The 11,623-nt window shown below is 65.7% G+C and carries 11 protein-coding genes; 2 read left to right on the top strand and 9 right to left on the bottom strand.

Going from position 1 to position 11,623, the window contains the following annotated elements; all coding sequences use genetic code 11:
• The coding region (locus tag DBR20_RS13980) for an efflux RND transporter permease subunit (RefSeq protein WP_258223364.1) at positions 1-2,492 on the top strand (2,492 nt) is incomplete at its 5' end.
• Positions 2,493-2,695: 203 nt separating this feature from the next.
• Here the strand turns inward: DBR20_RS13980 and DBR20_RS13975 are convergent.
• The 7 genes from DBR20_RS13975 to DBR20_RS13945 all read right to left on the bottom strand — a co-directional run bounded on the left by DBR20_RS13975 (position 2,696) and on the right by DBR20_RS13945 (position 7,847).
• Entirely contained in the window at positions 2,696-3,769 is a 1,074-nt protein-coding gene (locus DBR20_RS13975; RefSeq protein ID WP_049467209.1) for a 3-deoxy-7-phosphoheptulonate synthase, read from the bottom strand.
• 253 nt (positions 3,770-4,022) lie between these two features.
• Complete coding sequence (locus tag DBR20_RS13970; protein WP_108266594.1) at positions 4,023-4,283, bottom strand: hypothetical protein; 261 nt, start codon at positions 4,281-4,283, stop codon at positions 4,023-4,025.
• A gap of 84 nt (positions 4,284-4,367) precedes the next feature.
• On the bottom strand, positions 4,368-4,706 hold the full coding sequence (locus tag DBR20_RS13965; RefSeq protein WP_108266593.1) for a DUF6616 family protein: 339 nt from the start codon (positions 4,704-4,706) through the stop codon (positions 4,368-4,370).
• 120 nt (positions 4,707-4,826) lie between these two features.
• Entirely contained in the window at positions 4,827-5,564 is a 738-nt protein-coding gene (locus DBR20_RS13960; protein ID WP_108266592.1) for a DNA alkylation repair protein, read from the bottom strand.
• Complete coding sequence (locus tag DBR20_RS13955) at positions 5,561-6,061, bottom strand: MarR family transcriptional regulator (RefSeq protein ID WP_108266591.1); 501 nt, start codon at positions 6,059-6,061, stop codon at positions 5,561-5,563. The genes DBR20_RS13960 and DBR20_RS13955 overlap by 4 nt, the downstream gene beginning before the upstream one ends.
• A 108-nt stretch (positions 6,062-6,169) precedes the next feature.
• The gene (locus tag DBR20_RS13950) at positions 6,170-7,198 is read right to left on the bottom strand and encodes an LLM class oxidoreductase (protein ID WP_108266590.1); all 1,029 of its coding nucleotides are present in this window, start codon (positions 7,196-7,198) and stop codon (positions 6,170-6,172) included.
• 13 nt (positions 7,199-7,211) lie between these two features.
• Positions 7,212-7,847, bottom strand: a complete 636-nt coding sequence (locus tag DBR20_RS13945; protein WP_108266589.1) for a glutathione S-transferase family protein — start codon at positions 7,845-7,847, stop codon at positions 7,212-7,214.
• A gap of 276 nt (positions 7,848-8,123) precedes the next feature.
• Between DBR20_RS13945 and DBR20_RS13940 the strand changes: the two genes are divergently transcribed.
• Positions 8,124-9,023, top strand: coding sequence for a LysR substrate-binding domain-containing protein (locus DBR20_RS13940; protein WP_108266588.1), 900 nt, complete (start codon positions 8,124-8,126; stop codon positions 9,021-9,023).
• A 142-nt stretch (positions 9,024-9,165) separates the two neighbouring features.
• Here DBR20_RS13940 and groL read toward each other — a convergent pair whose 3' ends face one another.
• Both groL and DBR20_RS13925 read right to left on the bottom strand, forming a co-directional pair.
• The gene (gene groL / locus DBR20_RS13930; protein WP_025878650.1) at positions 9,166-10,815 is read right to left on the bottom strand and encodes a chaperonin GroEL; all 1,650 of its coding nucleotides are present in this window, start codon (positions 10,813-10,815) and stop codon (positions 9,166-9,168) included.
• An 83-nt stretch (positions 10,816-10,898) separates the two neighbouring features.
• A complete protein-coding gene (locus DBR20_RS13925; protein ID WP_089237231.1) occupies positions 10,899-11,186 on the bottom strand; it encodes a co-chaperone GroES in 288 nt (95 codons plus the stop codon).
• Between the last annotated feature and the right edge of the window lie 437 nt (positions 11,187-11,623).

Below are 11,623 nucleotides of genomic sequence, written 5' to 3'. Positions count from 1 at the left end.
GCGTATCGCTGGACCCGAATGCCCTCAATCACGCGGGCCTGGCACTGGAAGACGTGGCACAGGCGATCAGCCGCGCCAATGCAGTGCGGCCATTGGGTGCGGTCGCAGGCGCGAACCAGCACTGGCAACTGGAGGCGCCGCTGCAGCTGCGCCAAGCCGCGCAGTATCGCGAGCTGGCGCTGGAGGCCAGCGATGATCGCCTGCTGCGGCTGGGCGATGTCGCCGCCGTCGCCGATGGCGTGGAGGATCGCTATGCCAGTGGCTTCCACAACGAACGCCCGGCCGTACTGCTGATCGTCAGCCGCCAGCCCGGCGCCAACATCATCGCCACCGTCGATGCGATCCAGGCGCAGCTGCCGCAGCTGCACGCCCTGCTGCCGAGCACGGTGGACATGCGGCTGGTGATGGACCGCTCGCCGGTGATCCGGGCCACCCTGCACGAAGCAGAAGTGACCCTGCTGCTGGCGATCGCGCTGGTGGTGCTGGTGGTGCTCGGCTTCCTCGGCCACTGGCGCGCAGCACTGGTACCGAGTGTCGCGATTCCGGTGGTGCTGTTCGGCACGCTGGCGTTGATCGCGCTGATGGGCTTCTCGCTCAATACGCTCTCGTTGATGGCCCTGATCGTGGCGGCGGTACTGGTGGTGGACGACGCCATCGTGGTGCTGGAAAACATCGCGCGCCATCGCGAACTGGGCGCCGACCGCTGGCAGGCGGCGGTGCGCGGTGCATCCGAAGTGGGCGCTACGTTGCTGTCGATGAACCTGGCGCTGGCCGTGGTGTTCGTCTCGATCCTGTTCCTGGACGATTTCGTCGAGCGCCTGTTCCGCGAATTCTCGCTGACCCTGGTGGCGGCGATGACGGTGTCGGTGCTGGTGGCACTCAGCCTGGTGCCGATGCTGTGCGCGCGCCTGTTCGTTGATGACGCACAACAGCCCTCGCGCTGGCAGCGCGGCGGCAATGCGCTGTTCGAGCGCGTGCGTGGCGCCTATCTGCGCACCCTGCAGGCCAGCCTGCGTCACCTGCGCTGGCCATTGCTGGCCTTCGTGGCGGTTATCGCACTCAATGCGTGGCTGTTCCAGCAGGTACCCAAGGGCATCGTTCCGCAGCAGGACACCGCACAGCTGCGCGGCTTCGCGCGTGGCGATGACGGCCTGTCCTTCCAAGCAATGCAGCCGAAGATCGATGCCTACCGCAAACTGCTGCTGTCCGACCCCGCCATCGAGGACATCATCGGGTATATCGGTGGCAGCAACGGGGTCAACAACGCCTTCATCATGATCAAGATGAAGCCGCTGGCCGAACGCGGCGTCTCCAGCCAGCAGGTGATCGACCGCCTGCGTGCGCGCCTGCCCAAGTTGCCTGGGGGCAACCTCTATCTGTGGGTGGACCAGGACATCCGCCTGGAAGGCGCCGGCAGCAGCGGCAAGTACGAATTCCAATTGCTGTCGGCCGATACCGCGCCATTGCGCCAATGGGCACCGAAGGTCGCTGCTGCGCTGCGTGGCCTGCCGGAACTGGTGGACGTGGAAGCGCAGGGCGAGGCCGGCATGCGCCAGGTGATGCTGGACATCGACCGCGAGGCCGCCGCGCGCCACGGCGTGGACCTGCGCACCGTGGCCAACATGCTCAACAACTCTTTCAGCCAGCGCCAGGTCGCCACCCTGTACGACAGCCTCAACCAGTACCGGGTGGTGATGGAGCTGGACCCGAAGCACACGCAGGACCCGGGCACGCTGTCACGGCTGCAGGTGATCGATGGCGGCGGCCAGCGCATTCCGCTGTCGAGCATCGCCAGCTGGCGCTACGGCATGGCGCCGGACCGCGTGTACCACAGCGAGCAGTTCGCCTCGATCTGGATCGAGTTCGCGCTGGCGCCGGGCGTGGGCCTGGAGCAGGCCACGCAGGCCATTGATGCGGCGATGGCCAAACTGATGCTGCCGCGCTCGGTGCAGGCCAAGCTGTCCGGCGAGGCCGGTGGCCTCGAGCAGCTGCGGTCGCGCCAGTTGTGGCTGGTGCTGGGTGCCACCCTGGCGGTGTACCTGGTGCTGGGCATCCTCTACGAGAGCTTCCTGCAGCCCTTGGTGATCCTGTCCACGCTGCCGTCGGCCGGTATCGGCGCGCTGCTTGCGCTGTGGCTGTTCGGCAACGAACTGAACCTGATAGCGCTGCTCGGTCTGTTCCTGCTGGTGGGCGTGGTGATGAAGAACACCATCCTGCTGGTCGACTTCGCGCTGGCCGGCGAACGCCGCGGGCTGAGTGCGCGCGATGCGGTGATGGAAGCGGCACGATTGCGCCTGCGGCCGATCCTGATGACCTCGCTGGCGGCACTGCTGGGCACGTTGCCACTGATGCTGGCCAACGGCGAAGGCTGGGAGCTGCGGCAGCCGCTGGGCATCGCGATCGTGGGCGGGCTGCTGGTCAGCCAGTGGTTGACGCTGTACACCACGCCGGCGATGTATCTGGCGTTGGCGAGGGTGCGCGCGAGAGGGTGAGCGGGGCGACTTCATCCACGCATGGCGTGGATCTACATAACCTGGTCGGGGTTCACACCACCCCGGCGATGTACCTGGCGCTGTCGTACATACGCAGCGCCAGGCGCATCGCCGGTGCAGACGGGCCGGTCTCCAACTCCGACCGGCCCTGATCGCGGCCGCACCCCCGCAGGCGCTGGCCGCCATCCACACACGTGCCGCACTCAGGCGGCTTCGGACACCTTCACTTCGCGACGGGCGCGCACGGCCGCCGCCAGCCGCTCCAGCACCGTCACGGTGGTGTCCCAGTCGATGCAGCCATCGGTGATGCTCTGGCCGTAGACCAGCGGCTGGCCTTCGACCAGCTCCTGACGGCCACCGACCAGATGGCTTTCAACCATCACACCGACGATGCGCTGCTCGCCGTCTTCCAGCTGGGTGGCGATGTCTTCGATCACCTTCGGCTGGTTCTCATGGTTCTTCAGGCTGTTGGCGTGGCTGGCATCGATCATCAGGCGCGTCGGCAGCTTGGCCTTGGCCAGCGCCTGGCAGGCATCGGCCACGCTGGCCGCATCGTAGTTCGGCTGCTTGCCACCACGCAGGATCACATGGCAGTCCGGGTTGCCGGTGGTGGAGACGATGGCCGTGCCGCCCTGCTTGGTGACCGACAGGAAGTGATGCGGGTTCGAGGCCGCGCCCACGGCATCGGCCGCGATCTTGACGTTGCCGTCCGTGCCGTTCTTGAAGCCGACCGGGCACGACAACCCCGACGCAAGCTCGCGATGCACCTGGCTTTCGGTGGTGCGTGCACCGATCGCGCCCCATGCCACCAGGTCGGCGATGTACTGCGGCGAGATCACATCGAGGAACTCGACACCGGCAGGCAGGCCCAGCTTGTTGATGTCGCGCAGCAGGCCACGGGCGATGCGCAGGCCCTTGTCGATCTTGAAGCTGCCATCCAGGTCCGGATCGTTGATCAGGCCCTTCCAGCCCACCGTGGTGCGCGGCTTTTCGAAGTACACGCGCATGACGATTTCCAGCTCGCCCGCCAGCGCATCGCGCAGCGGCTTCAGGCGCTGGGCGTATTCGATGGCGGCTTTCGGGTCGTGGATCGAGCATGGCCCGACCACCACGGCCAGGCGGTCGTCGCGGCCGTGCAGGATCTGGTGCAGGGCCGCGCGCGAGGCGCTGACGGTGTCGGAGGCTTCGTCATCGCAGGGCAGCATCGCCAGCAGCTGGGCAGGCGGTGTCAGCGGTTCGATGGTGCGGATACGCAGGTCGTCGGTGTGCGGGGGCATGGTGGGGGGTCTCTACGGAACGATGGGGGTCCGCAGCGTGGCGACATGAAAAAAGCCGCCAGGTTCGCTGGCGGCTTTCGGGAATGCGTCTGAAGCTTTCTTCAGGGTGAGCGCAATCCTTCCTCCGCCGGGGGCTTCGGAAAGTAATACCAATAAAAGCTGGCGTGGGTTGCGTTCATGGGATCTATTGATAACACAGGGTTTTGGCAGGTGCCAACTGTTTCATCCGCAACTGCGGGCGCGGTTCAGCGGACTATCGGCCGCCATGCACTTCCACATCCAGCAGCAGCGTCTCGTGGATGTCGACCCAACGCTCCACCACGCGGTCCAGTTCCTGCCTGGCGTCATCCAGCTGTTCGGGGTTGAGCATGGACCGGGCCGTATACAGATCGGACACCAGCTGCCGCAGGGTGGCTTCCTGGATGGCAACCACCGGCCCTTCCAGGCCGGGTACCTGCAGCGCAGGACTGCTGCCCAGCGCTCCGTACAACGTCACCTGGATCTTGCTCTGCATGCTCGACTTCCCTGCGGATGGATACGGCCGAGCGCCATCTTTACCCGGAATGGATGACACGCGCATGTGCCACCGCAGGTCGCATTACAGCGCTGCGAGGTCCGCCAGGTGCTGGGCCATCGCATCCACTGCGCCCACGGCATTGGTGGTGGCGAAGTAGTCATGCCAGCCGGTGGCACTGATGGCGGCCATCAGCGCATCGGCATCTGCACGGTTGGCGCACTGCCAGACGGCGTAGTACTGCTCGGCGCTGGCATGTGGCACCTCGCTGGCCACGCGGCCCATCGCCAACGGTGCGATGCATGCAGGGTCGAGCTGCTGCATGCCGGCACCGATACGGGTGAAGAAGGTGTTGCGCTGTTCGGCGGACAAGGCTTTCCAGGCGGGCGTCGCGGTGTACAGCTCGATGAGGAGGTGGGACATGGGGTCTTCCTTGAGGGTCATGGGGTTGCCGGCCAGCGGCCGGCACTACCGGGGAACGGGCGTGACATGGGTTGCCGGCCAGCAGCCGGCATCAGCGGGAAACGGGTGAACGGTGCGGGGTTACAGCGAGCGCAGCGCGCGTTTGCGGATGTACGTATTGGCGACGCTGTCGTGGGTTGACTGCCACCGTGTGCAGACATCGCGCACCCAACCGGGCTGGCTCTTGCCAGCATCGTTCAACCAGTTGCCAACCGAGTCCTGCACATAGCGCTCTGGATCATCGGCAAGTGCCTCCAGCACGGGCAGCACGTGTTCGGGTTGCTGCTTGAACAGCGCAATGTGCGTGGCCCAGACACCGCGGGGACGCAGCGCCTCACAGGCGAAGCGGCGCAGATGTGGCGAGGGCTGCTGCGCCCAGGGTTGCAGCAGGGCGAGCGCATCAAGTGGCGCGGCGACGATATCGCTGCGCAGCGCCAACCACGCCCATTCGCGCACACCGAAGTGCGGATCGTCTGCCAGTGGACGCATCGCCTGCAGCTTGTGGGCCAATGTCGCCTGCGCGTCAGCGCCGATCAGATAGCACGCCCATCCCCGCACGGTGTCGGATGGATGCGCCTGCCAGTGCTGCACCTCGCCCTGCCCTGCCTCGCGCAGTAGCGCTGCGGCCAAGGCCATGCGCTGGGTGATTCCCTTGCCTGCGGCGACGTGCATGCGCTGTATCGAGGCCGGTGGCAAGGTCGGTGCCACTGCCTGCAGCAACGCAGCGAAGTCCACCGCCAGGCACTCGGCCAGATGCGTGCTGGCTGCGCTGCCCGCATTGAGTGCCTGCAGGCGTGCCGTGGCGATGGTAGCGCTCATGTAACTGCTTCCTGGCCTGCGTCGGTATGCCGCCAGACTTTTTCGAGCAGCAGCGACAACTGCGCCTGTTCACCGACATCCAGTCCGTTGAACAGTCCACCGATCCATTGCGTGTGCCGGTCGAACAGATCGCCGGCCAGGCGCTTGCCGCGCACCGTCAGCACGATCTGCAGACGGCGGCCATCTTCGGCATCGCTGCGCCGCTGCAGCAGGCCGTCACGCTGCAGGCCGTCGAGCAATCCGCTGATGGTGGCGCGGGTGACGCCGGCGCGCTCGGCCAACTCGTGCGGCGGCAGCGTGCCGCCCGCGCCGTGCAGCAGGAACAGCACGACGAAGCGGCCCTCGCTGAGGCCGTGCGGCGCCAACCGTGCAGCGCAGTCACGGTCGATCGCGCTGGACAAGGCGAGCAGCTGGAAGCACAGGCGCAGCTGCGCGACATTGGCGTGACCACGCCGCTGCGCCTCCTCGACGAGGGCCTGGTGCTTCAACTCAAGCATCGCGCATCCATATATGATTAGGCGGCTAATCATAACATGAGACAAGAACTGCAAGCCTGCCGTTGCTGCTGGCAGGATCCGCAGCTCAGCGATCGCGGAATTGCATCGCTACCATTCCATCACCGGCGACGGTGGGCCGGGATGCGACGGAAACAACGGCAGCACCTCTTCGGCCAGTTCCTGCAGCACATCGGCAGCTGGGCGCTGCGAGAACTGGATGCCGAGCGCGGCATGGTTGACCCCGGCGCGCTGCCAGGCTTCCAGCAGCGCGATCAGCCCCTTGCGCCCGGTGCGCAGGCAGTAGCCACCCTGCAGCGGCACGCGCGGATGGTCCGGGTCATCCACCAGATCCAGCCATTCATTGGTCATGTGCGGACGGAAGCCGCCGTCGGGAATCTGCGCGCGCCATGCGTGGATCTTCGCCGCCAGCCGCTGTGGTCCTGCCGCGTCATGGGTTGCATCGGGATAGGTCAGCCAGCCGTCGGCGTGCTCGCCGATCCATTGCAGCGACTGCCGGGCGCCACCGGTGACGATCAGCGGAATGCGACCGCTGACCGGCGGCGGCAGCAACTGCACGCCCTGCGCGGCCCAGGGATGGCCGGCGAGTGCCCCATCTGCGGGCTGCAACCATTGCCGGAAGGCCACCACAGCATCTGCGAACCGCTCACCACGTTGGGCGTGGTCGAGGCCATAGGCGGGAAACTCAAGCGGTCGATCACCCGAGGCAATGCCCATCACCAGCCGCCCTGCGGACAACTGATCGATCGACGCGGCAGCCTTGGCCAGGTCGATGGGATGCCGCAGTGGCATCACCACGCTGCCTGTCGCCAACGCGACGCGATGGGTGCGCGCAGCCAGCCATGCGAGATACGTGAACGGATCGAACACCTGTCCCGCATCACCGAACTGGGGATCGAACAGCGGAACATCGCGCACCCAGATCGCAGCGAAGCCATGGCGGTCGATGGCTTCCACCAGCGCGGTCTGTCCCTGCAGTACCGCCATGTCGCCCTGGTAGAAACGCAGCGGCAGGAAGATGCCCAAGGTCAGCGCATCGGCACGGAACATGCGCTGATAACCGGCATGGCCGGCGAAGGTTGCTGCCGAAGCACCGTGGATCGAAAGGGAGGCTGTCATCGCAGGAATCTCCTCAAGGCCCGGTCGCGGGCTCAGGCAGCAGCACGCCACGCTGTACGGCGGGCCGCGCGGCTACGCGCTGGTACCACGCCGAAAGATGGCGATGGCGCGAGAAGTCGATGTCGATCACGCGGAGCACATGCAGCCAACCGAAGTGGGCGATGTCGGCGATCGAGTAGTCATCGCCGGCCAACCAGGGACGCACGGCCAAGCGTGCATCGAGGATCGCGAAGATGTCTTCGGAGAGGTGCCGGTAGCGCTCGATCGCCGGCAGGTAACGCTCCTGCGCGAAGTGTTCGAAATGCACGCGCTGGCCGAAGATGGGACCGACGCTGGAGGCATGGAACATCAGCCAGGTGATGGCGTCCCAGCGCGCGGCCGGTGCCTGTGGCAACAATGCGCCGCCCTGCTCGGCCAGGTACAGCAGGATCGCCGCCGATTCGAACAGCACGATGCCTCTGCCGCGGTCTTCGAGGACCGGAATGCGACCGTGCGGATTGAGCCGCAGGAAATCGGGATGGCGATGCTCACCCTGCTCGATGCGCACGTGGTGCAGGCGATAGGGCAGGCCCAGTTCCTCCAGCGCGATGGTGGCCTTGTAGCCGTTGGGTGAGCTGTCGGTATGCAGGTGCAGCGAAGGTTCGGTCACGGAAGCGTCCTGGAGGCAGAAATCAGGTGCACACGCGCTGCCCTCCCACACCATGGGCAGGGCGAAGCGATGTGGAAAAGGCGCTGCAGCGACCGTGCAACCAGTCTAGGAACCGGGCATGCAGGTGGGAAACGATGTCTGCTGAAGTTGCAGTTGAGCCCAGCTCAACATCGCGCACACCGGCGCGACAGCCATCGACCCGGCCGATATGCTGTGCCCTGCGCTGGCCGGTGAACGTGCCGACGGCTCGCCAGCATCGTCACGGGAGAATGGAAGATGGGTGCGGTACTGCCCTTGCTGGCCCTGCGGGCCTTCGTTGAAACCAGCCGTCACGGCAGCCTGACAGCGGCCGCCGAGGTGATGGGCGTGACACCCGGTGCCGTCAGTCAACAGCTGCGGCAGCTGCAGGAACGGCTCGGTGTCAGCCTGTTCGATCGAACCCGCCATGGCGTGGTGCTCAGCGCGGCCGGCAGCCGCGTCTATCCGGAACTGCGTCAGGCCTTCGATCAGATCGCCAGCAGCCTGCACGCACTGGAAGCGTGGCAAGGCAGGTCAACGTTGCGGATCAGCGCCGCGCCAAGTTTCGCCGCGCACTGGCTGGCGCCGCGACTGGCCGATTTCAGCGCGCGGCATCCAGGAATCGACGTGCAGTTGGATGCCAGCCCCGCGCTGGTGGACCTGCGCCGTGATGGCGTGGACATCGCGATCCGGCATGGTCTGGGCCAGTATCCTGGGCTGCATGCAGAGCACCTGTTGGCACCGGCATTGCTGCCGGTGGCAAGCCCCGCGCTGCTGGCAACCGTGCCAGCGATCACCCGCGTGCAGCACTGCCTGCGGCTGCCGCTGCTGCAGGACAGCGAACGCAATGACTGGCGTCTGTGGTTCCAGGCCCTGGGCCTGCCGCAGGATGCGCGCCTGCAGCGCGGCCCCGCCTTCGACGACGATCTGTTGTTGATACGTGCGGCGGCAGCCGGCCAGGGCATCGCACTGGTGCGCGACATCCACGTGGCCGAAGAAGTGGCCAGCGGTCGCCTGCAGGTGGTCCTGCAGCAGCCGTGGCCGCAGTCCTTCGCCTACTACGCCGTGACCCGGCCTGGCAGCGAGGGTAGCGACAAACCGATGGTGGCGGCGTTCCTGGCGTGGCTGCAGGACAACATATCGACGGCACGAGCGTAGCGGCGGTCAATCCCGCGTTGCCCGCGTAGATGCACGCCAAGCGTGGATGCAGCCCACAAAAAAACCCCGCCTTGCGGCGGGGTTTTTCATTGCAGCAGGGAAGCGTGCCGACCTGGGTCGGCCGCTACCGGTGCAGCGGGACTTAGAAGTCCATGCCGCCCATGCCACCCATGCCGCCCATGCCACCAGCGCCACCCATGGCCGGCTCGTCCTTCTTCGGAGCGTCGGCAACCATGGCTTCGGTGGTGATCATCAGGCCAGCGATCGAGGCTGCGTTCTGCAGCGCCGAACGGGTCACCTTGGTCGGGTCCAGGATGCCGAACTGCAGCATGTCACCGAACTCGCCGGTGGCGGCGTTGTAGCCGAAGCTGCCGGTGCCTTCCTTGACCTTGTTGACGATGACCGACGGCTCTTCGCCGGCGTTGGCGACGATTTCGCGCAGCGGGGCTTCCATCGCGCGCAGGGCGATCTGGATGCCGTGGTTCTGGTCTTCGTTGGCACCCTTCAGGCCAGCCAGCGCGGAGACCGCACGGACCAGGGCAACGCCGCCGCCCGGAACCACGCCTTCTTCAACGGCCGCACGGGTCGCGTGCAGGGCGTCGTCGACGCGATCCTTCTTTTCCTTCATTTCGATTTCGGTCGAAGCACCGACCTTGATCACTGCAACGCCACCGGCCAGCTTGGCCACGCGCTCCTGCAGCTTCTCGCGGTCGTAGTCCGAGGAGGTGTCTTCGATCTGGGTCTTGATCTGCGCAACGCGCGAATCGACCGCAGCCTTGTCACCCACGCCATCGATGATGGTGGTGTTTTCCTTGGAAACCTGCACCTTCTTGGCGCGGCCCAGGTCCTTGATGGTGGCCTTTTCCAGCGACAGGCCGACTTCCTCGGAGATCACGGTGCCGCCGGTCAGCACGGCCATGTCTTCCAGCATCGCCTTGCGACGGTCGCCGAAGCCCGGAGCCTTGACGGCCACGACCTTGACGATGCCGCGGATGGTGTTGACCACCAGGGTCGCCAGCGCTTCGCCTTCGACTTCCTCGGCAACGATCAGCAGCGGCTTGCCGGCCTTGGCGACGCCTTCCAGCACCGGCAGCAGGTCACGGACGTTGGAGATCTTCTTGTCGTGCAGCAGGATGTACGGGTCATCCAGGTCAGCGGTCTGCGACTGCTGGTTGTTGATGAAGTACGGGGACAGGTAGCCGCGGTCGAACTGCATGCCCTTGACCACGTCCAGCTCGTTGTCCAGGCCCGAGCCTTCTTCAACGGTGATCACGCCTTCCTTGCCGACTTCCTTCATCGCGTTGGCGATGATCTGGCCGATCGACTCGTCCGAGTTGGCCGAGATCGTGCCGACCTGGGCAATGGCCTTGTCGTCAGCGGTCGGCTTGGAGATGTTCTTCAGCTCGGCGACGGCAGCCACGACGGCCTTGTCGATACCGCGCTTGAGGTCCATCGGGTTCATGCCGGCAGCAACGGCCTTGGCGCCTTCGCGGATCAGGGCCTGGGCCAGCACGGTGGCGGTGGTGGTGCCGTCGCCGGCGTCGTCGTTGGTACGCGACGCGACTTCCTTCACCATCTGCGCGCCCATGTTCTCGAACTTGTCAGCCAGTTCGATTTCCTTGGCGACGGAGACGCCGTCCTTGGTGATGGTCGGGGCGCCGAAGCTCTTCTCGAGCACGACGTTGCGGCCCTTCGGGCCCAGGGTGGCCTTGACGGCATTGGCGAGAACGTTGACGCCGCGCACCATGCGCGAACGGGCGTCTTCACCGAAACGAATATCCTTGGCAGCCATTGCAGTTACCTCATTGGTAGCGCCGGGCCATGCCCGGCGGCTGGGTGTTTGGAATCAGGGTATGAAGCAGGTCGCGCCGACGCTCAGCCGATGACGGCGAGCACGTCGTCTTCGCGCAGGACCTTGTATTCGACGCCTTCGCTCTTGTACGAGCTGCCGGCGTACTGGCCGTAGATGACCTTGTCACCGACCTTCAGCGACGGAGCGCGCACGGTGCCGTTGTCCAGCGGCTTGCCCGGGCCCACGGCCACGACTTCACCCTTGGTGGACTTTTCCTTGGCGGAGTCCGGGATCAGGATGCCACCGGCGGAAACTTCGTCGGCTTCGATCGGCTTGACCACAACGCGGTCGTGCAGCGGCTTGATGCTCATGTGGGACCTCTTAAGTTATTGATTGGTCTGAAAAAGTCCGGCGATGTTAGCACTCACACCAGGTGACTGCCAGCAACGCGCGTGAAAAAGCCCGACAGGTCGGGAGCAGAACAGAGATGGAGACCCCCGGGGACCTTTCAAGGCCCGGCCGGCAAATTTTTATCGACGCGCCACGACAGCCCGATGTCCGGGGATCCGGTATTTTGGTGATGGGCGTCTCACTGTCAGATATCTGGCGTTCATTTACGACAAAGTGTCACCAGATCGGCTTTAGGGTGGCCCGGCATTCCCAATCACAAGGAGTAGTCGATGCGATTGCTGTCCCCGCTCGCCGCCGCCTGCCTGCTGGCACTGGCCGCCGCGCCGGCCCAGGCCGAGGTCTTCATCAACGAACTGCACTACGACGACAGCACCGCTGCCGGTGACGTCGGCGAAGC

Origin of the sequence: Stenotrophomonas sp. HMWF023, from assembly GCF_003060985.1 — a bacterium.
Classification (GTDB): Bacteria; Pseudomonadota; Gammaproteobacteria; order Xanthomonadales; family Xanthomonadaceae; genus Stenotrophomonas; species Stenotrophomonas lactitubi.
Note: the sequence above shows the minus strand (reverse complement) of the source record. Positions and strands in the feature narration are given on the sequence as shown.